At 69.5% G+C, this 24269-nt stretch carries 21 protein-coding genes; 13 read left to right on the plus strand and 8 right to left on the minus strand.

Translation table 11 applies throughout. From position 1 onward, the window contains the following. The first annotated feature begins 32 nt into the window (after positions 1-32). The 5 genes from ACZ54P_RS29765 to ACZ54P_RS29785 all read left to right on the plus strand — a co-directional run bounded on the left by ACZ54P_RS29765 (position 33) and on the right by ACZ54P_RS29785 (position 5720). Positions 33-548 carry a ribonuclease FAU-1 family protein gene (locus ACZ54P_RS29765; RefSeq protein ID WP_465464894.1) on the plus strand — a complete coding sequence of 172 codons (516 nt, stop codon included), beginning with the start codon at positions 33-35 and terminating at the stop codon, positions 546-548. A 141-nt stretch (positions 549-689) separates the two neighbouring features. Beyond that, positions 690-2222: an ArnT family glycosyltransferase gene (locus ACZ54P_RS29770; RefSeq protein WP_465465002.1), complete on the plus strand. Its 1533-nt coding sequence runs from the start codon at positions 690-692 to the stop codon at positions 2220-2222. A gap of 89 nt (positions 2223-2311) precedes the next feature. Next, positions 2312-3832, plus strand: a complete 1521-nt coding sequence (locus tag ACZ54P_RS29775; protein ID WP_465464895.1) for an ArnT family glycosyltransferase — start codon at positions 2312-2314, stop codon at positions 3830-3832. Further along, a complete protein-coding gene (locus ACZ54P_RS29780) occupies positions 3829-5097 on the plus strand; it encodes a sensor histidine kinase (RefSeq protein ID WP_465464896.1) in 1269 nt (422 codons plus the stop codon). Before ACZ54P_RS29775 ends, ACZ54P_RS29780 begins: the two co-directional genes overlap by 4 nt. Beyond that, positions 5094-5720, plus strand: coding sequence for a response regulator (locus ACZ54P_RS29785; RefSeq protein WP_465464897.1), 627 nt, complete (start codon positions 5094-5096; stop codon positions 5718-5720). The genes ACZ54P_RS29780 and ACZ54P_RS29785 overlap by 4 nt, the downstream gene beginning before the upstream one ends. A 3-nt stretch (positions 5721-5723) precedes the next feature. Here the strand turns inward: ACZ54P_RS29785 and coaE are convergent, their stop codons facing one another. Further along, positions 5724-6908: a dephospho-CoA kinase gene (gene coaE / locus ACZ54P_RS29790; protein ID WP_465464898.1), complete on the minus strand. Its 1185-nt coding sequence runs from the start codon at positions 6906-6908 to the stop codon at positions 5724-5726. Positions 6909-7104: 196 nt separating this feature from the next. On the opposite strand from coaE, the gene ACZ54P_RS29795 reads away from it, so the two are divergent. Continuing rightward, positions 7105-7329, plus strand: coding sequence for a hypothetical protein (locus tag ACZ54P_RS29795; RefSeq protein ID WP_465464899.1), 225 nt, complete (start codon positions 7105-7107; stop codon positions 7327-7329). Positions 7330-7485: 156 nt separating this feature from the next. Here ACZ54P_RS29795 and rpsA read toward each other — a convergent pair whose 3' ends face one another. Further along, a complete protein-coding gene (gene rpsA / locus ACZ54P_RS29800) occupies positions 7486-8991 on the minus strand; it encodes a 30S ribosomal protein S1 (protein WP_465464900.1) in 1506 nt (501 codons plus the stop codon). A 304-nt stretch (positions 8992-9295) separates the two neighbouring features. Between rpsA and ACZ54P_RS29805 the strand changes: the two genes are divergently transcribed. The 6 genes from ACZ54P_RS29805 to ACZ54P_RS29830 all read left to right on the plus strand — a co-directional run bounded on the left by ACZ54P_RS29805 (position 9296) and on the right by ACZ54P_RS29830 (position 15365). Further along, positions 9296-10159 carry a class I SAM-dependent methyltransferase gene (locus ACZ54P_RS29805; protein ID WP_465464901.1) on the plus strand — a complete coding sequence of 288 codons (864 nt, stop codon included), beginning with the start codon at positions 9296-9298 and terminating at the stop codon, positions 10157-10159. After that, positions 10156-11058: a GNAT family N-acetyltransferase gene (locus tag ACZ54P_RS29810; protein ID WP_465464902.1), complete on the plus strand. Its 903-nt coding sequence runs from the start codon at positions 10156-10158 to the stop codon at positions 11056-11058. The genes ACZ54P_RS29805 and ACZ54P_RS29810 overlap by 4 nt, the downstream gene beginning before the upstream one ends. Positions 11059-11089: 31 nt before the next feature. Further along, complete coding sequence (locus ACZ54P_RS29815) at positions 11090-12028, plus strand: GNAT family N-acetyltransferase (protein ID WP_465464903.1); 939 nt, start codon at positions 11090-11092, stop codon at positions 12026-12028. A gap of 165 nt (positions 12029-12193) precedes the next feature. Beyond that, positions 12194-12898 (plus strand): ATP-binding cassette domain-containing protein, encoded by a 705-nt coding sequence (locus ACZ54P_RS29820; RefSeq protein ID WP_465464904.1) that lies wholly within the window; start codon positions 12194-12196, stop codon positions 12896-12898. Continuing rightward, complete coding sequence (locus tag ACZ54P_RS29825) at positions 12895-14790, plus strand: YhgE/Pip family protein (protein WP_465464905.1); 1896 nt, start codon at positions 12895-12897, stop codon at positions 14788-14790. Before ACZ54P_RS29820 ends, ACZ54P_RS29825 begins: the two co-directional genes overlap by 4 nt. Then, positions 14787-15365: a TetR/AcrR family transcriptional regulator gene (locus tag ACZ54P_RS29830; RefSeq protein WP_465464906.1), complete on the plus strand. Its 579-nt coding sequence runs from the start codon at positions 14787-14789 to the stop codon at positions 15363-15365. The genes ACZ54P_RS29825 and ACZ54P_RS29830 overlap by 4 nt, the downstream gene beginning before the upstream one ends. A 39-nt stretch (positions 15366-15404) precedes the next feature. Here the strand turns inward: ACZ54P_RS29830 and ACZ54P_RS29835 are convergent, their stop codons facing one another. From ACZ54P_RS29835 to ACZ54P_RS29860, 6 genes are read right to left on the minus strand one after another with little or no spacing between them, the layout of a single operon-like run. Beyond that, on the minus strand, positions 15405-15737 hold the full coding sequence (locus ACZ54P_RS29835) for a CU044_2847 family protein (RefSeq protein ID WP_465464907.1): 333 nt from the start codon (positions 15735-15737) through the stop codon (positions 15405-15407). Between the two features lie 10 nt (positions 15738-15747). Next, complete coding sequence (locus ACZ54P_RS29840; protein WP_465464908.1) at positions 15748-17037, minus strand: ABC transporter substrate-binding protein; 1290 nt, start codon at positions 17035-17037, stop codon at positions 15748-15750. Continuing rightward, positions 17034-18122, minus strand: a complete 1089-nt coding sequence (locus ACZ54P_RS29845) for a hypothetical protein (protein WP_465464909.1) — start codon at positions 18120-18122, stop codon at positions 17034-17036. The genes ACZ54P_RS29840 and ACZ54P_RS29845 overlap by 4 nt, the downstream gene beginning before the upstream one ends. Then, positions 18119-19546: a VWA domain-containing protein gene (locus ACZ54P_RS29850; protein ID WP_465464910.1), complete on the minus strand. Its 1428-nt coding sequence runs from the start codon at positions 19544-19546 to the stop codon at positions 18119-18121. The genes ACZ54P_RS29845 and ACZ54P_RS29850 overlap by 4 nt, the downstream gene beginning before the upstream one ends. A gap of 13 nt (positions 19547-19559) precedes the next feature. Further along, positions 19560-21803, minus strand: a complete 2244-nt coding sequence (locus tag ACZ54P_RS29855; RefSeq protein ID WP_465464911.1) for a tetratricopeptide repeat protein — start codon at positions 21801-21803, stop codon at positions 19560-19562. After that, the gene (locus ACZ54P_RS29860; RefSeq protein ID WP_465464912.1) at positions 21800-23404 is read right to left on the minus strand and encodes a S1 family peptidase; all 1605 of its coding nucleotides are present in this window, start codon (positions 23402-23404) and stop codon (positions 21800-21802) included. Before ACZ54P_RS29860 ends, ACZ54P_RS29855 begins: the two co-directional genes overlap by 4 nt. A gap of 259 nt (positions 23405-23663) precedes the next feature. On the opposite strand from ACZ54P_RS29860, the gene ACZ54P_RS29865 reads away from it, so the two are divergent. After that, positions 23664-24152 carry a DinB family protein gene (locus ACZ54P_RS29865; RefSeq protein WP_465464913.1) on the plus strand — a complete coding sequence of 163 codons (489 nt, stop codon included), beginning with the start codon at positions 23664-23666 and terminating at the stop codon, positions 24150-24152. Positions 24153-24269: the final 117 nt, after the last annotated feature.

The following is a 24269-nucleotide window of genomic DNA, read 5'->3' on the forward strand; positions in this document are numbered from 1 at the left end:
TCGCGGGCGCCGGGGCCTTCCAAGATGGGCGGATGACCGCGCTGCACCCGCCCAAGGTCGAGTACTTCGATCCGGCCGCGAAGACGAACACCGACCCCAAGGGCGTCGTGAGGGACGTGGAGGAATACCGCGAAGAACCCTTTGGCCTCTACATGGCGCGCCCGACCCCAGGACGGCGGCAGTTCCACTACCTCGAGTCGTGGCTGCTTCCGGACCTCGGACTGCGGATCACCGACTTCTGGTTCAACGCCGGCCACGAACGCGATCAGGACTTCTACCTCGACGTCGTCGACATCCGCCGTGAAGACGGGGTCTGGGTCGTCACCGACCTCTACCTCGACCTCGTCCTGCGGGACAAGAAGTCCGTCCAGGTGATCGACACCGACGAACTCCTCGCCGCCGTCACCACCGGGCTGCTCTCCCCCGCCGACGGCGAACGCGCGCTCGACATCAGCCACACGACCGTGGACGGGCTGGCCGCACACGGCCACGACCTGCGCGGTTGGCTGTCCACAAAGGACATCACGCTCGGCTGGCGACGGCACTGACGGCGCCGGGATCCATCGATCGGCTGACCCCGCGTCATCCTCCCGGTTGAGCGGCTCCTGACCGGCGGAAGGATTCTCACCGAGGCCGAAGCGCGGGACTCTCGATCACGAGCGAAACCGATCGAGAGGGGGCGGATGTCCATGGCCATCGAGGCCGGCGAACTCCGACAGAGGTACGGCGAACGGGAAAGAGCGGGGATCGCGCCGTTCGCCCGGACACCGGTGCTGGCGATCGCCGGTGCGATGGGGGCGGTACTCGCGGCGACGGCCGGACGCTACGGCTACTTCGGCGACGAGCTGTACTTCCTGGCAGCCGGTCGGCATCTGGACTGGGGATATGCCGACCAACCGCCGCTGCTGCCGCTCCTGGCACGCTTGATGGACGCGTTCGGCGCCGATTCGCCCCTGGTCTTGCGGATCCCGGCGATGCTGGCGATGGTCGCCAGTGTCGTGCTGACCGCGCTGATCGCCAGGGAACTGGGCGGCGGCCGCAAGGCGCAGACGATCGCGGCGGCGACGTTCGCGGTGTCGATCCAGATGCTCGGCAGTGGGCATTACCTGGCGACCAGCACCATCGACCCGTTCCTGTGGACACTGCTGATCTGGCTGCTCACCCGATGGGTGCGGACCCGCGCGGACGGTCTCCTGCTCTGGGGTGGCGTGGTGACCGGGATCGCGCTCAACGCGAAGTTCCTCATCGGGGCGTTCTGGGTGGTCGCGCTGGCCGCCGCGATGATCTGCGGCCCTCGCGACCTCGTCCGGCGTCCCGCGCTCTGGCTCGGCGCGCTGATCGCGGCCGCGATGATCGCGCCCACGCTCGTCTGGCAGGCCGCGAACGGGTGGCCGCAACTGACCATGGGCGCGGCCATCTCCCAGGAGGTCTCGACCGGCTGGGGTGGGCGGGCCACGTTCGTTCCGACGCTGGTGATGAGCGCGGGACTCCCGGTGGGCATGATCCTCGTCTGCTACGGGCTGTGGCGGTCGACCCGGTCCGAACGCCTGCGGCCGTACCGATTCCTGGGGTGGACGGCGATCGGCGTGCTCGCGGTCTTCCTCCTGGCGAACGGGCGCTACTACTACGCGGCCGGGATGTTCGCTCCGCTGTTCGCCGCGGCCGCCGTGGAGATCGAAGCGGGCCAGGCGTCCAAGTACTGGCGCTGGGTCACCACCTGGCCGGTGTACGCCCTGGCCGCGGTGATCGCGATCCCGCAGACACTTCCGGTCCTCCCGCGGACGGCGCTGGCGAACACCCCGGTCTGGGCAAGGCCGATCTTCGCCGACGAGGAGATCGGCTGGCGGGAGATCACGGAGTCGGTGGCGCAGGCGCACCGCGCCGTTCCCGACCCGTCGCATACGGGCATCGTCGCGGCGAAGTACTGGCAGGCCAGTGCCATCGACCACTATGGACCGGAACTGGGGCTTCCCTCGCCGTCGAGTCCCAATCGCGGCTACGCCACGTTGCCGAGACCGCCGGAATCGGCGCGGGACATCCTGTTCGTCGGGAATGACCCGTCGGTGCTTGTGCCGCACTTCACGCAGGTGCGCGAGGTCGGCGCCCTCGACAACCGGGCCGGGATCCCGAATGTGAGTCAGGGCATGAAGATCTGGCTGGCCACCGGCCGAAACGGCACCTGGGACACGGTATGGCCGGCGCTCACGGACTGGGGCTTCTGAGCCTCACCGGTCCTCTCACGACCGACGCGCCACGCCGGTGGCACGTAGGGTGCGAGAGGACCGGCATCCGAGGGATCTGCGAGGAACGCATGAAAGCCGCCAGCGCGGCCGAAACACCGATCGCGTCCGGTGCGGCGTTCGCCCGGCTTCCCGTGGCGCTGCTCGCGGCGGCGGCCGCGGCGGCCCTACTGGCGACGGCGTGGCGGTACGGCTACTTCGGGGACGAGCTGTACTTCCTCTCCGCGGGAAAGCGACTGGCCTGGGGCTACGCCGACCAACCGCCGGTGCTCCCGTTCTTGGCGTGGGCGATGGATTCCCTCGCTCCGGGCAACGTCTTCGTGCTCCGCCTTCCCGCCGTCCTCGCGACGGCGGCCGGTGTCGTGTTCACCGGGCTCATCGCGTACGAGATGGGCGGCGACCGCCGGACCCAGACCCGAGCGGCCGCCGCGTACGCGATTTGCGGGCAGTTCATCGGAAGTGGGCACTACCTGGCCACGTCGACGATCGACCCGGCCTTGTGGACACTCGTCGCGTGGCTGCTCGTGCGGTGGATGCGGACCCGGGACGACAACCTGTTGCTGTGGCTGGGTGTCACCACCGCCGTCGCGCTGAACGTCAAGCTCCTCGTCGCGACGTTCTGGGTCGCCGCCGGGGTCGCGATCCTCGTCTTCGGGCCACGGGATCTCTTGCGCAGGCCCAAACTGTGGTTCGGCGCGGGGATCGCCGCGTTGTCGCTCGTGCCCACCTTCTGGTGGCAGGCCGCGAGCGGCTGGCCGCAACTGGAGATGGGCGACGTCATCGCACACGAGGCCACCGGCGGCTGGAGCGGGCGGGCCGGGTTTCTGCCCGCCCTGCTGACCGGAGCCGGGCTCGGCATCGGCGTCATCGGAGTCCTTTATGGACTTTGGGTCCTGCTGTTCTCGGCGAGGATGCGCGAATTCCGGTTCCTCGGCTTGACGGCCGTCGGGGTGATCGCGCTGTTCATCCTGACCGGCGGCCGGTACTACTACGCGGCAGGCATGTTCGGTGTCCTGTGGGCGGGCGCGGCCGTCCACTTCGGACAGCTGAAGCCGTCACCGTGGTTCCGCTGGATCCCGACCTGGCCGGTGTTCCTGCTCTCCGCGCTGTATACCCTGCCCTACGCGCTGCCGGTCTGGCCTGTGCACTGGCTCGCCGAAGGCCGCGACGTACCGCGTCCGGCGTACGCGCTGGAAGAGATCGGCTGGCCGGATCTCGCCCGTTCGGTCGCGGACGCCTACCACCGGCTCCCGCCGGAGCAGCGAGCGCGCACCACGCTCGTCACGGCCGGGTACTGGCAGGCCGGAGCGCTGGACCGCTACGGCACCGACTACGGACTGCCCGCCGCGTACAGCCCCAGCCGGGGTTTCTGGTACTTCGGCCACCCGCCCGAGACCGCGGACACCGTGCTGTTCGTCGGCCCCGACCCGGCACGGCTGCGACACTCGTTCACCGACGCCCGGATCGTTTCCCGCGTCGACAACGCGCTCGGTGTGCCCAATGTGAGCCGTGGGATGCCGATCTGGCTGGTCACCGGCCGCACCGAATCCTGGGCGGCCGCCTGGCCGGGGCTGCGGGAGTTCCGGGTATGACCAGCTGGATCCGGTGGCAGGACTCGCTGTGGCCGTCCCCTGCCGACGGGGAGTCACTGTGGCGACCGTGGGGTGGCCGGATCGAGCGGTTCCTGCCGTACGCGCTGCTGGCGCTGGGCACGGCGCTGAGTCTGCTGGCCTCCGACCACGACCGCGCTGTCACGGTGGGGTTGGCGGGGATCGCCGCGGCCTGGCTCTTGGTCTCCTTCACCTTCGTCCCGGCCAGGTGGGCCGAACATCCAGTGGTCGTCACCGTGTCGTTCACCGGGCTCGTGACGATCGCCGCGGTGCTCGAAGGCCGCGACCCGATCTTCCTCGTCTTCATGATCGCCGGATTCTTCGACGCGATGCGGCTGCGGCCCGCCCCGCTGGCGCTGACCGGGATCTTCGTGGTTTCCGCACTGATCAACACGATGCCCAACGGTGGACCGCTCCAGGCGTTCGCCACCCAGCCCGCGTTGTGGACCGTGGTCACCCTGGTGCAGACGGCCGCCGTCGGTGGCGGCGGACTCGTCTCGGCTGCGATGGCGCGCCAGCACGCCGAACGCAAGCGCATGCTCGACGAACTCGCCGCCGCGCAGGAGGAGAACGCGGGGCTGCAACGGCAACTGCTCGGGCAGGCACGGGAAGCGGGCGTCCTGGACGAGCGTCAGCGGCTGAGCCAGGAAATCCACGACACGCTCGCCCAGGGCTTCACCGGGATCATCACGCAGCTCGAAGCCGCCGCGGAAACGAAAAGCGATCCCGCCGAGTGGCAACGGCACGTCGTTACCGCGCTGGCACTGGCGCGCGAAAACCTGACCGCCGCGCGACGTTCGGTGCGCGCGCTCGGCCCGCAACCGCTGGCCGCGGCGACCTTGCCGGACGCGCTCGACGAGGTCTCCCGGCTCTGGGGCGAGCGGACCGGCGTCGAGGTCCGGTTCACCACGACAGGGACCTCGCGAGCACTACACCCCGAGATCGAGGCGACGCTGCTGCGGATCACGCAGGAGGCGCTGGCCAACGTCGAGAAGCACGCCGGCGCCACGATCGTGGGGCTGACGTTGTCCTACATGGCCGATCAAGTGACCGTCGACGTCCGGGACGACGGCCGGGGATTCGCCCCCGGGCACGTCGTCTCTTCCGGTGAGGCCGGGTTCGGCGTCCCCGGCATGCGCGCCCGCGTCGCCCGGCTGGCGGGCACCCTGCATCTCGAATCGGAGCCGGGCGGCGGCACCGCCGTATCGGCGAATCTGCCCGCCATCGCGCTGGAGGCCCGTGCATGACGATCACCCTGCTGATCACCGACGATCACCCGATCGTCCGGGACGGGCTGCGCGGGATCTTCACCGCGGAACAGGGATTCGAGGTGCTCGGCGAAGCGTCCTCCGGCGTCGAAGCCGTCGCGTTGACTGAGAAACTCCGCCCCGACGTCGTACTGATGGACCTGCGGATGCCGGGTTCGAGCGGGGTGGCCGCGATCGCGGAGCTGGCGAGACGCGGGAATCCCGCGCGGATTCTCGTGCTGACGACCTACGACACCGACTCGGACGTCGCCCCGGCGATCGAGGCGGGCGCGACCGGCTACCTGCTCAAGGACGCCCCGCGCGACGAACTCTTCCGTGCGGTGCGCGCGACGGCGCGCGGGGAGGCCGTCCTCTCCCCCGCCGTCGCCGACTTGATCATGGGCAGGATGCGCGCGCCCGCACCGGAACCGCTGAGCCGCCGGGAGATCGAGGTCCTCACTCTGATCTCCCGCGGTTCGACCAACAAGGAGGCCGCGAAACAGCTGTTCATCAGCGAGGCCACCGTGAAAACGCACCTCGTGCACGCTTACGCGAAGCTCGGGGTGAAGGATCGCGCGGCCGCCGTCGCGACCGCTTTCGGACGAGGACTCCTGGGGAACTGAGGGTTACGGCGTCCAGCGTGTCGACTCGGCCCACGCGTTGGCCCTGGCGAAGGCTTCGTCAACCCAGTCCTGTTTCTCGTCGGTGTATCCCTCGACGGTCCCGTCGCCGGCGTGCTTCGCAGCCATGGCGTGCTTGACCGCCGCGTAGGCGTCGCGCTCGTCCGGGTTCTGCCGCAGCCACTCCGGGAACAGCAGCGCGAGCCGCCAGGCCGGCGTCTCCTGTGACCGGACGTGCAGGTTGACCGGACGGCGCGGGTCGCCGCCGAAGTGGAACCGCTTCGTCCAGGTGCCGTCCTCACCGTGCGCGTCGTCGAACCATTCGCCCTCCGCACGCGGGAACCCGGCGTCGGAAAGGGCGTCGGCCAGCGCGTCTGCCTTGTCCAAGGTGGTGACCGTCAACTGGAGGTCGAGGATGTCCTTGGCGGGCAAGCCCGGTACGGACGTCGAGCCGATGTGGTCGACCCGGACGGCGTTTTCCCCGGCCACCACGCGGATCCGCGCGAGCGCCCGCTCGGCCTGTGCGGGCCACGTCTCGTCGTACGGCGCGATCTTCGGCGACATCGGCGCGCGCGGCTTACGGAGCCGCACGTTCGCCTCGAACGGGGTCAGCCTGTCCGCCCACAGCGCGTCGACGTCGGCGAGCACGATGTCGGGCGCTCCGCTGTTGTCGAGCCAGACATCGGCGACGGCCCGGCGCTGATCGGTGGTGGCCTGCGCCTTGATCCGGGCGCGCGCGTCGGTCTCGGGCATGCCCCGCGTCTCGACCAGCCGGCGGAGGCGGACTTCTTCCGGCGCGTCGACCATGACGACGAGGTGGTACATCGGCGCGAGCCCACCCTCGACCAGCAGCGGGATGTCGTGGACGATGATCGCGTCCGGCGCCGCGCCCGCCATCAACTCGGCCGTCCTGGCGCCGACCTTCGGGTGAACGATCGCGTTCAGCCGCTTGCGGGACTCCTCGTCGGCGAAGGCCTTGGCGGCGAGCGCGGCACGATCGAGCGCGCCGTCGGCCGCGAGGATGTCCTCCCCGAACGCCTCGACGAGTTCGGCGAGACCCGGCGTTCCCGGTTCGACGACCTCCCTGGCGATCTTGTCGGAGTCGATGAGGACGGCGCCGTGCTCGGAAAGCCGGTTCGCCACCGTCGATTTTCCGGCGCCGATTCCGCCGGTCAGGCCCACACGCAGCATGACGATCAGCCTAGTGGGCCGGTCCGGCCGACCGCTCAGGGTGACGCCCTGAGTACTTCCGGCACAGACAGAGGCAAAAGGCAAGATCATGGTGACGCGTTACACGACCTTTATGGGTGACACGCCGGTCGGTTACGCGGCTTCAGGGGTCTGATTGCGTACCGTGCGCGGCGAAGATAGCCCACACGGAGGAAAGATGGCAGACGGCAAGCACACCGGAAGGCACCGGCTCGGTTCGCCGGGGCTCGTGCACTGTGTCTTCCATCGTCCCGTGGCCGAGGCCCTCGCCGAATATCGGCGCACCTGGCTGAGCGCGCTCCTGATCCCGGCCAGGCACAGCTTCGCCGGACTCCGCCGCAAGGCTCGCGCCGCGGCACTCGAACGCGTCTGGGTTCCGTCCGTCCGGACCGCCACTTCCTGACGCCCTTCCCCGCTCCCCGCGTTTAGTCCTCTGAATGCGGTAGTTGCGCGCGCGCAAGGAACGCGTTCAGAGGACTAAACGCGGGGACAAAGACAGCGGCCCCGGTCCGTGGTGGACCGGGGCCGCTGTCTGTCAGCTAATGGCTGAGCGCCTGGATCACGCGCCGCCCGACAGCTTCTCGCGGAGAGCCGCGAGCTGCTCGTCGCTGGCGAGCGTGCCACCGCTCTTGGCCTCGGCCGGAGCGGAGGTGTAGCTCTGCTCGCCCGAGTCGCTCGAGGAGGAGGTGACCCCGGTCGCGGCGTCCGCGGCGGCCTCGGCGTCGGCCTCGGCAGCCTTCTGGACCTGCTTCATGTGAGCCTCGTAGCGGGTGTGAGCCTCGGCGTACTGACGCTCCCACTCCTCACGCTGCTTGTCGAAGCCTTCCTGCCACTCCTGGGTGTCCGGGTCGAAGCCTTCGGGGTAGATGTAGTTGCCCTCGGCGTCGTACTCGGCGGCCATGCCGTACTGAGTGGGGTCGAACTCGGTCTCCGGCGTGACGCCCTCGTTCGCCTGCTTCAGCGACAGCGAGATGCGACGACGCTCGAGGTCGATGTCGATGACCTTGACCATCACGTCGCCGTTGACCTGGACGACCTGCTCCGGGATCTCCACGTGGCGCTCGGCCAGCTCGGAGATGTGCACCAGGCCCTCGATGCCCTCTTCGACGCGCACGAACGCACCGAACGGAACGAGCTTGGTGACCTTGCCCGGCACGATCTGGCCGATCGCGTGGGTGCGGGCGAACTGACGCCACGGGTCTTCCTGGGTCGCCTTCAGCGACAGCGAGACGCGCTCGCGGTCCATGTCGACGTCCAGGACCTCGACCGTGACCTCCTGGCCGACCTCGACGACCTCGGACGGGTGGTCGATGTGCTTCCAGGACAGCTCGGAGACGTGCACCAGGCCGTCGACGCCACCCAGGTCCACGAAGGCACCGAAGTTGACGATGGACGACACGACACCCTTGCGGACCTGGCCCTTGGCGAGCGCGTTGAGGAACTCGCTGCGCACCTCGGACTGGGTCTGCTCGAGGTAGGCGCGGCGGGACAGGACCACGTTGTTGCGGTTCTTGTCCAGCTCGATGATCTTCGCCTCGAGCTCGCGGCCGACGTACGGCTGCAGGTCGCGCACGCGGCGCATCTCGACCAGCGACGCCGGCAGGAAGCCGCGCAGGCCGATGTCCAGGATGAGGCCGCCCTTGACGACCTCGATGACGGTGCCCTTGACGGGCTCGTCCTTCTCCTTGAGCTCCTCGATCGTGCCCCAGGCGCGCTCGTACTGCGCACGCTTCTTGGACAGGATCAGACGGCCTTCCTTGTCCTCCTTCTGGAGAACGAGGGCTTCGACCTCATCGCCGACGGTGACAACCTCAGCCGGGTCGACATCGTGCTTGATGGAGAGCTCGCGCGAGGGGATGACACCCTCGGTCTTGTAGCCGATGTCGAGCAGGACCTCGTCACGGTCAACCTTGACGATGGTGCCTTCGACGATGTCGCCATCGTTGAAGTACTTGATCGTCTTGTCGATCGCTGCGAGGAAATCTTCCTCCGACCCGATGTCGTTGATAGCGACCTGCGGGGCCCCAATGGGGGCGGTCGGGGCGGTGGCGGTGTCGGTCGTCATTAGGCGGGTTGCTCCGGTGGATGGGAAGTAGTGGGTTTGCGGTTAGGGCACCATGGGCTCTTCCGGCATGAGGTGACCACATGAGCAAACGTCCACAGGGAACGACCGCGAGCATCACCGCATCCGGTACGCGACCCCCTGACCCGGACGCTGAGCGAACCGGGGGAAAGAGTAGCGCGAACCCACTGCGCTAACAGATATCCTACGCGGCCCCCTGTACACGGCACAATCAGGGTCACACCCGCGATCACAGCGGGCGGACGATCTGGGCCGCGAAGCCCTGACCTGGGGAAAGGATATCGGTTTGAGTCAGCAGTCCGCCACCGAGCAGCAGACGGCGGCCGAAAGGCACGCGCAGGCCGAGGAACGGCTCGGCACCGCGGGGGTCGCCTACCGGGCGGTCTCGGCGCCGGAGGCGACGGCCGCGAACCTGGCCTGGTGGGACGCCGACGCCGACGACTACCAAGCCACCCACGGCGGCTTCCTCGGCGACGCGGACTTCGTCTGGTGCCCGGAGGGCGTCCGCGAGGCCGACGTCGCACTTCTGGGTGAAGTCGGCGGCAAGCGGATCCTGGAGGTCGGCTGTGGGCAGGCGGCCTGCTCGCGGTGGCTCGCCACGCAAGGCGCCGAAGCGGTGGCGACCGATCTTTCCGCGGGCATGCTCCGGCACGCGCGGGAGGGCAACGAACGGTCCGGTCCCGCCGTCCCCCTCGTGCAGGCGACGGCGGAGGCGCTCCCCTTCGCCGACGCGAGTTTCGACGCGGCTTGCTCGGCCTTCGGCGCGATCCCGTTCGTGGCGTCGGTGGACGACGTGTTCGCCGAAGTGCGCCGGGTGCTCCGGCCGGGCGCCCGCTGGGTCTTCTCGGTGACCCATCCGATGCGGTGGATCTTCCCCGACGATCCCGGGCCGCTGGGCCTCACCGTCACCCAGCCGTATTTCGACCGCACCCCGTATGTCGAGGTCGACGACGAGGGTGTCGCGACCTACGTCGAATATCACCGCACTCTCGGCGACTACGTCCGCGCGCTCTCCGACTCCGGTTTCGCGCTCACGGACCTCATCGAGCCCGCCTGGCCGGAGGGCCACTCCCGCACCTGGGGACAGTGGAGCCCGTTGCGCGGCAAGCTCTTCCCCGGCACGGCGATCTTCTGCACCCAGCGGGGATGACCCGGCCGGGGGATCCGTGGCCGTCGCGGTTCGCCGCGCTCGACCCGTTGCTCCCGCCACCGCCGCCGCTTCCGCCCGGCGATCCCGTCGAAGCGGGCGGCGCGGTCGGGACGATCGCGCACGTGCGGTTCCCGTCGGGTTCGTGGCAACGGCTCTGGGGCCCGGCGCGGCTGCAGATCCTCTCCGCCGTCCTTCCCCGTGACGCCGGCGCGGGGATGGACGCGCTGCTGTCGGCATGGCGTGCCCGGATCGCGCTCGCCCCCACCGAAACCGATTCGTCGTGCACGGTCACCTGGCCCAGCCGCGACGTCGTGGTGGCACGCGCCCTGCTCGACCACGGGCTCGCTCCGCAACTGGCGCTGGCCGTCCGCGCCCCGGCCCCCGGCGACGGTCACGTAGCGCCCGGCGTGACCGTCCGGGAATCCTCGGGCGGCGATCTGGAAGAGATCGTCGAGCTCCGGTTCGAGGAACTCCGCTACACCTCGTTCGTCGGTCACGCCGTGGTCCGGCCCGGCGCCAAGGCCCTGCTCGCCGAAGAGGTCCGCCGCGGGCTGCAGTTCGGCGGCCGCGTCTGGATCGCCGAAGAAGAAGGGGTCACGGTGGGGATGGTGACCGGCGGAAAGCGCTCGCCCGCCCCCGGTGACGCGCTCGCCGGACGGCTGCTCCCCGGCGAGTGGGGTTACGTCGGCACGCTCGCGGTCACCTCGGCCGCGCGGGGACGCGGGATCGGGCGCGCGCTGACCGCCGTCGCGCACGACGAACTCTTCTCGCCGTCGCTGCGCGGTACGTTCGTCTCGTACAATCCGGCCAATCCGCTGTCCCCGGTGTTCTGGCACCGGCAGGGATATCGTCCACTATGGACGACGTGGGCGGTGAGCCCGGCCGCCGCCCTGCGGTAGCGGTGATCGGCGCTGTCGACCTGGGGGCGGGATGGAAATCGAGAAGACGTTGTTCGACGCGCATCGGACGCGGTTCGCGACGATCGACCGGCTGCTGCCCGAGGCCGCGCCGCCACCGGTCGCCGGCGAGCGGGTGGACGCCGCCACGGCTTCCGGGGTCCAGGTCACCGGCGTGGTGCAGCGCCAGCTCCACGGTCCGGACGACGTCCCGCTGCTCTGGTCCGCCGCCGACGTGCGCCAGCTGTTCCCCTTCATCGGGAGCACCGGCACCGAGGGGATGGACGTCCTGCTGCGCGCGTGGCGGACGTGGATGGCGGCCGAATCGCCCGGTGAGGATTCGTCCTGTGTGGTCAATTGGCCGAGCCGGGACGCCGAGGCGATCCGCGCCTTCCTCGACCACGGGCTGGTGCCGATGTCCGCGCTCGCCGTGCGCGCCGGCCACCACCGCGAGGACGTGCCCGCCTCACCCGATCCGGGGGTGACCATCCGCCGGGCGCGGCCGGGCGACTTCGAGGACGTGCTCGCGATGGCCGTGTCGACGCACGACTACATCGGCCAGGTCGCCACCCGCCGTCGCGCGAACGCCGCCGAGCTGCTCGCCCCGGCGCTGGAACGCGCCCTCGACAAGGACTCCCCGCTGCTGTGGCTCGCCGAGCGGGACGGGGAGATCGCCGCGTTCGCGCACGCCGCCTGGATCGCGTCGACGCCGGGGTCGGCCGAGGCCGAACTCCTCCCCCACGGGCGCTGGGGCTACGTCAACAACGTCGTCACCGTGCCGGGTCTGCGCGGGAACGGTTTCGGCCGGAGCCTGATGTCGGTGGTGCACAACGAGTTCTCCGCCGACGGCGCGGAGGGCACCTACCTCTATTACAACCCGACCAACCCGCTCTCTTCGGTGTTCTGGCACCGGCAGGGTTATCGTCCACTATGGACGTCCTGGGAGGTCCACCCGGCTTCGGCCCTGCGCTGACGAAGGCGGAGCCGAACCGGAGAGTCTCGTCCGGTTTGCGGCGGTTTCGTCACTCTTGGGTGTGACATGGGCCCCGCGCGGTTGCTCACCTCCCAGGTCAGGGCTAACTTTTGAACTGACCAGTCAGTTTAAAAGTGCCACGAGTCATCGACCTGGGAGTTCTTCGTGCGGGTTCAAGCCGACAGGGTGTCCGTCACCGGACCCCACGGCACGTTGCTGTCGCCCACCTCGCTCACCGTCTCGGGCGGTGAGCTGGCGATCGTGCACGGCGAGCCCGGCGTCGGAGTCACGGCCTTCGGCCTGGCGCTGGCCGGGCGGCTGAAGCCCGCGACCGGGACCGTGACCGTCGAAGGCGGTGATCCGCGGCAGGTCGTCGCGGTCGTCGACGCCCCAGGTGTGAGCGATCCGGACGGCGCGCTCACGCTGCAGGCCGTCGTCGGCGAGGAACTCGAGCTGGCGAAACGCCCGGCGAGCAAGGCGGCCGCCGCGAGCTGGCTGGCCGAGCACGGCGCCGCCGCGTTCGCCACCACCCGCTTCGAGAACATCGAAGCGGTGACGCGCACCCGGCTGCTCACCGCGCTCGCCGCGAGCCGCGAGGGTGTCGGCGTACTCGTGCTCGACACCCCCGACAGGCACACCAGTGACGTCGAGAGCTGGACGCGCGTCGCCCGCGAGCACGCCGAACGCGGTCTCGCCGTCATCGTGCTGACGGCTACCACCCCGATCTCGGCCCTGCCGGAGAAGCCCGCCCTTTGCGGCGCCCTCGACCAGCCGGAGCCCGTGCGTTGCGCGCCGCTGCCGGTCGAACCGGACGAAACCGACCAGACCGTGCCGGACGACACCGAAAAGACCTCAGGAGACCAGGAATGAACCCCGTCCGGATCGCAGGCAACGAGCTGCGCCGGCTGAGCAGCGGCACCCTGCCGAAGCTCGCCATGGTCGCGCTCGTTCTGGTACCGCTGCTGTACGCGTCCTTCTACCTCTACGCGAACTTCGACCCTTACTCGCGGCTGGACAAGCTGCCGGCGGCCGTCTACACCTCGGACGCCGGTTCGAAGGACTCGGCCGGGGCGGAGCGCAACGTCGGCCGTGAAGTGACCGACGAGCTGGTCAAGTCCGGCACCTTCCAGTGGCACGAGGTCTCCCCCGACGAGGCGGCCAAGGGCGTCCGCGACGACACCTACTCGTTCGCCATCGGCATCCCGCGCGACTTCTCCGCGGCGTTGCTGTCCTCCGGCAACTTCCAGCCGCAGCAAGCGACGATCACACTGACCACCAACGACGCCAACAACTATCTGTCCGGCACCATCGCGAAACAGGTGGCCGAACAGGTGCGCAAGACGATCGCGGAGAAGGTCGGCAGCGAGGCGGCGGACAAGTTCCTGGTCGGCTTCTCCACGATCTACGGCAAGACCCAGGAGGCCGCGACGGGTGCTTCACAGCTCGCCGACGGCGCGGGCAAGCTCAAATCCGGACAGCAGCAGCTCGCCGACGGCGCGTCCCAGCTCGCCTCCGGCAGCTCCGAACTGGCGAGCGGACTCGGCACCCTGAAGTCCGCCACCGCCCAGCTGCCAGCCCAGACGCAAAAGCTCGCCAGCGGTGCGGGCCAGGTCGCCGACGGGAACCAGAAGGTCGCCGACGCCGCCTCGCTCGCGGCGACGGCGTCCGGGGACATCCAGGCGAAGCTCGACGGCTATCGCACCCAGCTGGCGCAGGACCTGCGGAACGCCGGTCTCCCGGAGACCCAGGTGCAGGAGATCCTGAGCCGCCTCGACACGCTCCGTTCGCCGGTGGACCAGGCGAACACGAAGATCCAGGGCGCGAACAGTCAGCTCGCCCAGCTCGCGTCCGGCGCGCGACAGGTGTCCGACGGCGCGCACCAGCTGGCCTCGGCGACGCCGCAGCTCACCAGCGGGATCGCGCAGGCGTCCGACGGGGCGAACAAGCTCCGTGACGGCGCGGCGAAGCTGAACGACGGCGAGAAGTCCGCGGTCACCGGCACGAACCAGCTCGCCGACGGCGCGGTGCAGCTCCGCGACGGGCTCGCCGCCGGGCTCAAGCAGATCCCGAACCCCGACGACCCCACCCGGGCGGCCACCGCCAACACCATCGCCGACCCGGTCGCGGTCCAGTCCTCCGGCGTCGCGTCGGCGGGGACCTACGGCGCGGGCCTCGCCCCGTTCTTCATCTCGCTGGCCACCTGGATCGGCGCGTTCGTGCTGTTCCTGTTGCTGCGCCCGCTCTCGACCCGTGCGCTGACCGCCGGCGCGTCGCCGTTCAAGGTCGCGCTCGGCGGCTGGCTCCCCTCCGCCCTGCTGGGGATCGCGCAGGTGATCGTGCTGTTCGGCGCGGTGACCTGGCTGGTCGGTATCGACGTCGCGCATCCGCTCGGCGCGATCGGGTTCGCCATCCTGGTGTCGCTCACCTTCACCGCCGTGGTGCACGCGCTCAACGCCTTCTTCGGCGCCGTCGGGAAGTTCCTCGGTCTGGTCCTGCTGGTGCTGCAGCTGGTCAGCGCGGGGGGCACGTTCCCGTGGCAGACCATCCCGGACGCGCTGTACCCGCTCCACATCGTCCTGCCGATGGGGTACGCGATCGACGGGTTCAGGCACCTGCTCTACAGCGGCGCGTCGATGAAGATCCTCGGTGACATCGGGGTTCTGCTGGCCTACCTCGTCGGCGCGATCCTGGTGTCGACGCTCGCGGCGCGGAAACGACGCACCTGGACGGTGTCGGCGCTGAAACCCGAGCTGGCGTTGTGACCACCCGGGGTGCGGCGACGAAGCAGAAGTTGTTCGAGGCGACCCTGCGGCTCTCGGCCAGCCGTGGCCTCGTCGGGCTGACGGTGGACGACATCGCGGCCGAGGCGAAGGTCGCCAAGGGCACCGTCTACTACAACTTCGGCAGCAAGGACGGTCTCGTCGACGCGCTGTTGCGTTACGGCGTCGGCGTGCTCGCGGACCGGCTGCGCGCGGCCGGCGGCGAGGGCGACCCGATGGAGGTAATCGAGTCGCAAGTGGACGGTGCGCTGGAGTTCATCGCCGAATACCCCGGTTTCTCCCAGATCCTGGTGAGCGAGATGTGGCGTACGCCCGGCACGTGGCACGAGACGCTGACGTTGCTGCGCGAGGAGATCATCTCGATCGTGCGCGAACAACTGCATCGGCTGGACGCCGCCGGGCGGCTGCCCGACGGCGTCCAGATCCCGACGGCGGCGGCCGGGTTGTTCGGCACGATGCTGGTGGTCGCCCTGGACTGGCAGGTGTTCCAGCCGAAGCGCACGCGGGCCGACGTGCGGGAGTCGGTGATGGTGCTGATCCGGGGACTGGGCCGCTAGCGAGGTCGTGAGTGATCCGGGTCGTTGAAACGACCAGAATCACTCACGACCGCTTTCGGGCTCCCGGACCCATTTCAGCTTGACCTCGAAGTTCCCCTCCAGCCCGGTCTTCGCGATCACCGCGCCCGCCTGAGCGGTCAGCTTCACCCCGAACTTGATCTCCACCTCGTCCGGTCCCGTGGTCATCGACCGGAACGTGGCCAGCGCCGACGCGGCCGCTTCCCGCACGTTCGCCAGTGCCGCTTCGAACGATCCCTTGGCGTCCTCGATCAGGTCGTCGCGCCGGGAGACCCGGGAGGTGCCGGGGACGGGGTCGATCTCGACGACCACCGAACCGCCGCCTTCGAGCGGGAACCGTGCCAAGTCGTTCACCGATGCTCCTTCACTGTCCACAAGGGATTCTCAGCCATTCACCGGACGGGACGCTTTGCCGGATTCCGTCGAGCTGGCTCAGCAGGATGTCCAGCCGGTCCCGGTTGCTCAGGTACTCCAGAACGGCACGGTGGAACGCGCCGGTCATCGTCGCGGGCATCAGATCGGAGGCGTCGAAGCACAGCGCGGGCGCCGAGGTGAGGGTTTCCGCGATCTTCCGGCTCACCTGGTCGGTGTAGACGTCGAAACCGAGCTTCCGGTTGGCGGAGAACGCGCTCGCGCGCGGGATCGACGGCCAGACGCGCTGCGCCTTTTCCGAAGCCAGGTACTGGATCAGCTTTCGCGCCTGCGGGGTGTCACGGAACATGCCTGCCAGGTCGGCGGCGACTTCGGAGACATCGCGTCCGGGGAAGGGAAGGAAGTCGAAATCGGCGCCGGGCCTCGGAGAAGTCCCGTCAGCGCGTTTCACTGCCTGGTAGCGGCTCATGATGAACGACGCCTGGTGTTCGAGTACACAGCCCGGAGGGTCGGTGAACATCGGCTTTCCCGCGTCGCCGAAATCGGTCAGCAGCGCGGCCGCTGCCCCGCCGCGGATCCCGGCGGGGTCGATCAGGGAACCCCAGTCCAGCCAAGCCTGTTTGACCTCCGGCGACGTCCACTTCAGGCTGCCGGACGCCCACTGCCAGTATTTCTCGGGGCCCGCCGAATGCAGGAAGACGTCCTCGATCCAGTCGGTTCCCGGCCAGCCCGACGTGGGCGGGGCACCCATCCCGACACACCACGGCGTGCCGCCCGCGGCCGTCAGCCCGCCGGCGAACGTGCGGAGACCGTCGAACGTCGTCGGGCGAATCCCGGTCAACCGGGCCGGGTTGTACCAGATCACGCTCTTGAGATCGGCCTTCACGGCGACCGCGTACAGCTTCTGAGTGCCGATCTTCTGCAGGGCCACCCATTGCGGGCTGAAGGAGCCGGCCATGGTCGCGGCGAGATCGTCGTCGAGCGGCATCAGGTCGCCCGACTTCTGGTATTTCGCCAGCACACCGGCGTTCGGCAGGACGGCGACATCCGGTGGCGTGCCGCGCTGCACGTCCGAGGCGAGCACCTGGTCGACGGCGCGGGTGCCCTGATAGAGGTACTTGACGCCGGTGTCGGCCTGGAACGCGTCCAGCACCTGCCGGAACGCGTCCGCCTCGGGGCCGGTCCACGACGCGAGTACGACGACGGTGCCGCCGTCGGCCGACGCCGAGCAGCCGCCCGCGAACAACGACAGTGCCATCACCAAGGCCAGTAGCCGTTTCACGGGCGGTACCGGTATTCGTCGATCCGGCCGTGCAATCCGAGCAGGATCAGTCCACCCGCGAGCAGGGTGCCCGCCGGGATCAGGTACTCCCGTCCACCGGATTCGGCCGCCCCCGAAGCGTCGGCCGCCACGGCCTTCGCACCCGCGGTGGCCACCCGCGTGTTGTCCGTCGCCACCGTCGTGGCCTGCCGTGCCTTCGCCCGGAATTCGTCGGCGGTCACACCACATCCCTGCTCCCTGTCGCAGTACTCGGTCAGCAGGTCGGCGAGCCGTAGCTGACCCGCGTCGTCGGCCGCCTGGATCTGCGTGTTCCGCGCCTCGGCGACCGCGTCGAGCCGATTCCCGACCGAGTCCAGCCGCTCGCGACCGATCACGGTGAACACCAGCGCCACCCCGATCGCGGCGATCAGCACGGTCGCCCCGAGCAACGGGACGTTCGCCACCCGGCGGAACCGCTTCCTCAGGTACAGCTGGGTGAACACCAGCAACCCCGACAGAGCCAGTACCGGAAGGAGCCACAGCGGAAGCATCGCGAGGCTGACACCGGTCGACGACAGTTGCCTGTCCAGCGCCTCACGTTGCTTGGCCTGCAACAATTCCAGCTCGTCGAGGACCCCGCCGGGGGCGTGGAGCAACCGCGAGGCGTGCCACAGGTCGGCCGCGCCGAGCACCGCCGCGTCCAGCTGGCGGAAATGCACGTCGGCCTGCCCGATGGAACCTGAATAGGCCGCCACCTGACTCTCCACCACCTGCAGCCCGTTGCCGCCGGGTTCGCCCGCCTGGTTGAACTCCGCGACCCTCGCGAGGCTCTGGCTCGCCAGCGCCAACTGGTTCGAGTACTCCTGGCCGGGCCCGGCGAGTCTCGCCTCGCCCGAGGCGAAACTGGCGACCGCGGCGGCGTCGGCGGCCACCAGCGCGGCCCGCGCGGCGGTCACCTCGAGTACCGCTTGCGAGGTCCGGTCCCGGATCGTTTCGGCGGCGTTCTGGACGCGGTGGAACGCCCACAGCGACCCCACCAGGACGACGAGGGTCAGCGCCAGCAGGCCGGCGCGGAGCCGCACCAGCCGCACCCGGGTCGCCGTCACGAAGCCGCCTCGTCGAACGGCCTGCCGCAGCCGACGCAGAAGTTCGCCCCGGCGGGAGACAGTGCGGGGCAGCCTGCGCAGGCGACCGGCGGCGCCTCGGTCCGGGAATCGGGCATCGGCCGATCTTCCTGCTCGGACGCGATTTCCGAAACCCTCGAAGGGATAACGACGTGTAGAGCGTGGCTTCGCGTCGCGTCGGCGCGCAAGCGTGCGACGCCCTTCTCCGCGTCGACGATCTCCACGACCCCCGCGAGACGGCCGAGGGTGTCTTCGTCACCCGCGGCGGCGGCCAAGGTGGCCGCCCGGCCCCATTCCCGTTCGGCAGCGGCTTGGTCACCTGCCGCGTAGGCGTCGCCGCCCGCGGTCAAGGCCTCACCGAGATCGGCCTGGGCGGCGTATTTCGAAACCATCGGGTGAATCAGCGTCGGCGGGATCGGGTCGTGTGTCCACCGGCCCGCGATGGCCAGCGCGTCCTCCTCGACCGTGGCACCGGGGACGGGCACGAGTTCCGTCCATGCCAGCTGCCTGTCCTGTCCGTGGCTGGGTTCGAGATCCGGATCGAGGTCCAGGATCACTTGATAATCCCGCGTCTCGTCACTCGCGAACGAACCGAGCGAAAGTTCCACCTCGCGGACGGCGACCTCCTGGCACCGGTCGGTGAGGTCGTACTCGTCCGGGAACACCTGCTTGACCGACCGCAGCCTGCTGAACGACATGGTGCCGATGCGCAGCCGGACGTCGGGCAGCACCTTGGTCATCGCGCTCTCGACGAGGTTCCGGAAGTCCTCGGCGAGTTCGTCGTCCTCCACGACGGAGTCGACGTTCCCGCGCAGCACCCTGGCGATCTGGATGAGTTCCGCCGGCTCCCAGCCGTCGCCGATTCCCCTCGCGTCGCAGACGAACCGGCCCTCGCAGCTGTTCAGCACGCTCATCAGATCGGCCCTGGTCTGCGAATCGTTGCGGCCGTCGGTGAGGAGGATCGCGTGGCGGACGGCGTCGGGCTCGCGGGCGAAGAGGTCACGTGCCTTGGCCAGCCAGGCGCCCATCGCGGTGCCGCCGACCGCCGCGAGATGCTCGACCGCGGCACGCGCCTCCGCCCGGGTCCGCGCGGAAGCCGTCACCAGGCCGTCCTCGGCCGGATAGACCAGCTTCGCGCGGTCGGTCCCCTGGATGACGGCGAAGCGCACGCCGTCGGGGAAGACGTCGATGGCGGCCGTGGCGGCACGCCGGGCCTCGCCGATCTTGGTGCTGGGGAAACGCATCGAGCTGGAGCAATCGATCATCAAGATCTCGGCGCCGGTCCTGGCGCCGATCGCTTCGCCGCCCCGGGAGACGACCCGCACGATCGCGGTCATCGCCCGGTCCCCCTCGGCCAGGAACTTGTTCTGGTGCACTTCGAGCCCCAGACTCGGCTCCCCGCTCATCGTCCGTCCCCTTTCACACCAGGGTCACCGGTCTCACCGAGTTGGCGAGATCGATCAGCACGTCGTGCAGTTCGGGCGTCGGCGCGTGATGGGCGAGCCGTCGGTACGACTGGTCCAGCACCGTGCGCGCGCCCGTCTCGTCCGCCCGCAGGATCGCGCCGTCGCTGATCCCGTCCCCGCCGATGAGCACCCCGGCCAGCCCGGTCTCGCGCACGGCCGTCACCAACCGGTCGGCCGCGTCGCCGTCGAGGTCCAGGGCGGTCAGCCGGATCACCGCCTCGTCGAGTTCCGCAGACACCGGGAGCTCCCCGGTCCCTGGCATCGGCGCGGACAGCACCCGTACCCCGGCGATCCGCGCCGCCTCGTCGTAGCGGGAGAATTCCGGGACCTGGTCGAGGATCTCGACCGCGGCGGCACGGTTGCCCCGTGACAGCCGGACCCGCGCGAGCCCGAACGCCGCACTGACCTGATTCCGGTCCCGTACCCACAAGGCGTCGTAATACCGCTCAGCGGCGGCAACGCCGTTGAGGTGCTCCTCGCAGAGACCGAGCGCGAGTTTCGGCGGTTCCTCGCCCGGGATGTCGCGGTACACGGCGTCGAATTTCTCCCTGGCCGCGGCGAAGTCACCGGAGCCGAGCGCCAGCAGGCCCCGGTGCCACGCCACGCGCCAGTCGTGGGCGGCGCGGTCGCCGAGCAGCCGTTCGGCCTCGGCCACCGCCAACGCGGCTTCCACGGTCGCCCCGAGTTCCAGTCGCGCCCGGCACCGGCGGAACTCGACTTCGACCGAACTCGGCGCCTTTTCGAGTTTCTTCAGCAGCCGCGCCGCGTCGGGGGCGCGGACGGTGCGCAGGAAGCTCACCTGCGGGTCGTCCGGATCCTCCCGTGGCAGTGGCAGGCCGGTCGCGATCTCCGCGGCCGTCGGCCGTTCGCCGAGCGAGACGGGAATCCCGCGCGTCCAGTGCTCCAACGGCGGCGCCTGGCCCAGTCCCGCGTCGAGCAGGACCGCCCCTTCGGTGAACAGCGTCGACCCGGCGGGCCGGGATTGCCTGTCCCGCAAGGAAAGGATTTCGGCGAGCACGCCGTCGAGCTGGACGAGCATCTCGTGCGCGGTCGCGAACCGTCGCTCGAACGGGGCGGTCGCGCGGTCGAGGACCCGGACGAAGGATTCGATGCCGAACCGGACGCCGCGCGCGTCGGGGGTGACCGACCAGCCGTCGCTGGCCTGGAAGAGTTCCCGCAACGTCATGCCGACGGTGTGGATGTCGGACCGGACGGTGAGCCCGTGTCTCGCCCGTTCTTTCAGGGACACCTGATAATGCTCGGTCACGACGGCCGGGCTTTCGTCGTCGGAGATCTTGCGGATGGCACCGAAATCGATCACCTTGATCCGCTTCTCGCCGTGGATCACGTTGTCCGGCTTCATGTCGCAGTACAGCAGGCCCTCGCCGTGCAGATAGTCGAGCGCGGTCAGGATCTCGCGCCCGTACGCCACGACGTGCTCGACCAGCAGGCGTCCCTCGCTGGAGTCCAGCCCGGCCCGGCCGCGGTTCTTGATCTCCCGCAGGGAAAGGCCGTCGACGAACTCCATGACGATGTAGCGGAGGTCGTGATGCTCGACCACGTTCAAGATCCGGACGATGTTCGGATGTTCCAGCGCGGTGAGCACCTGGCTCTCGGTCTCCGCGATCCGCACGGCGGCGGTGTTGTTGGTGTTGATCAGTCCCTTGAGCGCCACATATCGGTCACCGAGTCCGGAATCCGTTGCCAGATAGACGAAACCGAGTCCACCGCGGGCGACGCAGCCGAGTACGTGGTACCGGCCGTCGACCACGTCGCCCGCCGCGAGCTTGGGCGCGAAGGAGAACGGTGTCCGGCAGACCGGGCAGAATCCTTCGAGCGGCGCGGGCCCGCCGCCGATCGAGCGGCCGACCGGGGTGCCGGTGCAGCCGAGTTTGCCGCAGAACCGTTCGTCCTCGGGGACATGCGGTTCGGTCAGCAGGCGGCCCGCGATGTCGGGGAGTTCGACGAGCGGCAACGGGACCCGGTCGTCCGCGGTCGCGTGGCCGGCCATCTGCTGGGACCGGGTGACCACCGTGCTCGTGATCCTGGTCGGGGCCTCGCCGGGACCGGGGATCACCAGTGTCGGCTTTTCCCGCCGCACCGGCTCTTCCGGTGCTCCGGGCGGCAGCCCGCAGACCCGGCAGAAACCGGTCTTGCCGAGCAAGCCGTGGCAGCCGTCCCGTCCGCAAGCCGTCATCCGTCGATCCGTTTCCGTACGGTGTTCGCGTACTGCTCGACGGCGGCCGACGCGGCCCCGAGGTCGCACGGTCCTTCGAAGAGCATCCGCCAGGCGGGAGCGTAGGCGGCATCGAGTTCGACGTCTTCGACGAAGCCACTGTTACGGGCCATCTCGCCGTACGCGTCGAGCCGGGCGCGAAGTTCCGCGCGCCGGGCGAGGTTCTCGTCGAGGAGGCGGCGCAGGTCGCGGGCGCGTCCCACGGCCCTGGCCACGGTCCGCTCGCAGGCGGGCAGATGCCGTTTCACCCAATCGGGTTCTCCGTCCCGCTCCGCCGAACGAAGTTGCGTCACCGCACCCTTCAGTCGTCGCGCCCTGGCCTGGGCGTCCGGAGCATCGGTGAAGCGGGGCGCGTCACCCAGATTTTCCTTCTCCAGCCGGGCGAGCTCGGCCAATCGGGTGTCCAGCAGGGCGAGGCGGCCCTCGAGGTCGTCCTCGTCGGGGGGTGAGGCGCTGGTGCTCGTCCGGACCTCGCTCACCATCGGCGAGCTCTCCTCGCGGAAGGCGAGGACGAGCCGCAGTCCGAGGTCGTGCACGCGGTGCGCCAACGGGATCAGGACCTCGCCGACGAGCTTCTCCGGTTCGGCCGATTCGTCGATCCCGTAGATGACCACGGTCCGGCCCGAGCCGTGACGGCCCGCGGCCGGGTCCACGGCGACGTCGAGCCGCTCGGAGATCCGATGCCGTACCTCGTCGGCGGTCTTGCCGACCGCGTCGACCGCGAGCACGACACTGCCGACCGGCGGCACCGTCGGCCCGGACGCGCTCCGTCCCGCGCCCCGTTCCCGGTCGGCGAGCACGACGGCGCGACGCAACGAAGCGGCGATGGCGGAATCGTCCTCGCCGGTGATGATCACCCAGACGTCCGACCCGCCATGCCCGCCGAGCCAGCCGGCGAACTCGCGCGCGAACGGCACGTCGATGGCGGGCGGCTCCGGGTGGTGCACGAAGCTCGGGTCGATCGCCGGGCTTCCCCGGGCCCAGCGGCGCAGTTCCGGCAGGTAACCGAGCATGGTCTCGACCGGGATCATCCAGGAGACGCGCGCGGCCTCGGTCGCGTACCGGGTCGCGACCATGCCGACGACGTGCCCGGTCTTGTCGGCGACCACCGCGGCACCGCTGAAGCCGTGCGTGATCGGCTCGGCGTCGGAAGTGCGATGGAGCTGGACGCGTTCGAGACCGTGCCCGCCGTCGCCGACGACGGTCGCCAACGACCACATGCCGTCCGAACCCTGCGGGAAACCGTAGGCGCGGACACGCTGGTTGTCTTCGAGAGCCGTCCGGTGAAGCGGGGCGCCGGCGAGCTGTTCCTCCGGGGCACGCAACCGGAGCAACGCGACGTCCCCACCGTCGTCCCCGATCGGCGCCGCCTGCGCGACGATCGTGGCGAATCCGGGCTCCACACCGGGAAGCGCCACGAAATCCACCGTGATTTCGTCGTGGCCTTCGATCACGTGAGCGCAGGTGAGGAGGTGTTCGTCATCGAGCATCGTCCCGGCGCCCAGGATCCGCCCACGACGATCGCGCAGCCGCACCCGCCAGCGTCTGCGCTCGGAAGTCACTCAGCCGACCCTACCGACCTCAAGTGGTAATGACGGTTTTAATCGTCGATTTCTTCATTGACCCCACTCCTGGACGCGTCATAGGATCATGGCGGCGTCTTCACCGGATCTCTCCGGTGCCCGGACCTCGACCGCGGTGTCCACTTCTGCCCGCGTCGACACGCCTCCCTCGACCGCTCCGACGCTCCCTGCTTTTAGGCGTCGGCCTCACGTAAGACGGCACGGCTTCTTCGACCCTGCGAAAAAACGGAGTAAACCCTTGCATACCACCAGGATCACCGACGGCACCGAACGAACGCTGCTCGAGAACACGCTCGATCGCAACCGTGAAGCGCTGATCGAGACCGCACGCGGCCTCTCCGAAGCCGACGCCCGCCGCCGGCTCGTCGCTTCCCTGACGACGCCGATCTCCCTGCTCAAACATGCCGCGGCCGCCGAACGGATCTGGTTCCAACGATTCTGGGCCGGTCTCGGCGAATCGGAATGCGACGGATACTCGGCCCGGGACGAGGGCACCTTCACCGTCAAGGACGACGAGTCCCTCGCCGACGTCATCGCCGAGTTCGAACGCGCGAGCCGTCGCTCACGGGAGATCGCCGCGCGCTTCGACCTCGACGACACCAAGGACATCCCCGGTGAAGGCACCATCAGCCTGCGATGGACCTTGCTCGCCATGATCGAGGAATTCGCGCGGCACGCGGGACACGGCGACATCCTGCGCGAGCAGATCGATCAACCCACCTCGTGAGCAGTAAAGAGGGTTATTGGGGGGTGAGGCAAACGTGGTGTCTTGAGGCTTCCGGTGAGGGGTGGGTCTGTTCAGGGTATTTCCCCGATCTCGCGCGTGAGATCCGGTTCTACCATT

The organism is Amycolatopsis sp. NPDC034160 (genome assembly GCF_055575355.1).

Bases quoted from the DNA above. Each gene is read 5' to 3' on its own strand.
- ACZ54P_RS29765 (WP_465464894.1), top strand. From the start codon at position 33: ATGACCGCGCTGCACCCGCCCAAGGTCGAGTACTTCGATCCGGCCGCG.
- ACZ54P_RS29770 (WP_465465002.1), top strand. From the start codon at position 690: ATGGCCATCGAGGCCGGCGAACTCCGACAGAGGTACGGCGAACGGGAA.
- ACZ54P_RS29775 (WP_465464895.1), top strand. From the start codon at position 2,312: ATGAAAGCCGCCAGCGCGGCCGAAACACCGATCGCGTCCGGTGCGGCG.
- ACZ54P_RS29780 (WP_465464896.1), top strand. From the start codon at position 3,829: ATGACCAGCTGGATCCGGTGGCAGGACTCGCTGTGGCCGTCCCCTGCC.
- ACZ54P_RS29785 (WP_465464897.1), top strand. From the start codon at position 5,094: ATGACGATCACCCTGCTGATCACCGACGATCACCCGATCGTCCGGGAC.
- coaE (WP_465464898.1), bottom strand. From the start codon at position 6,908: ATGCTGCGTGTGGGCCTGACCGGCGGAATCGGCGCCGGAAAATCGACG.
- ACZ54P_RS29795 (WP_465464899.1), top strand. From the start codon at position 7,105: ATGGCAGACGGCAAGCACACCGGAAGGCACCGGCTCGGTTCGCCGGGG.
- rpsA (WP_465464900.1), bottom strand. From the start codon at position 8,991: ATGACGACCGACACCGCCACCGCCCCGACCGCCCCCATTGGGGCCCCG.
- ACZ54P_RS29810 (WP_465464902.1), top strand. From the start codon at position 10,156: ATGACCCGGCCGGGGGATCCGTGGCCGTCGCGGTTCGCCGCGCTCGAC.
- ACZ54P_RS29815 (WP_465464903.1), top strand. From the start codon at position 11,090: ATGGAAATCGAGAAGACGTTGTTCGACGCGCATCGGACGCGGTTCGCG.
- ACZ54P_RS29825 (WP_465464905.1), top strand. From the start codon at position 12,895: ATGAACCCCGTCCGGATCGCAGGCAACGAGCTGCGCCGGCTGAGCAGC.
- ACZ54P_RS29850 (WP_465464910.1), bottom strand. From the start codon at position 19,546: ATGAGCGGGGAGCCGAGTCTGGGGCTCGAAGTGCACCAGAACAAGTTC.
- ACZ54P_RS29855 (WP_465464911.1), bottom strand. From the start codon at position 21,803: ATGACGGCTTGCGGACGGGACGGCTGCCACGGCTTGCTCGGCAAGACC.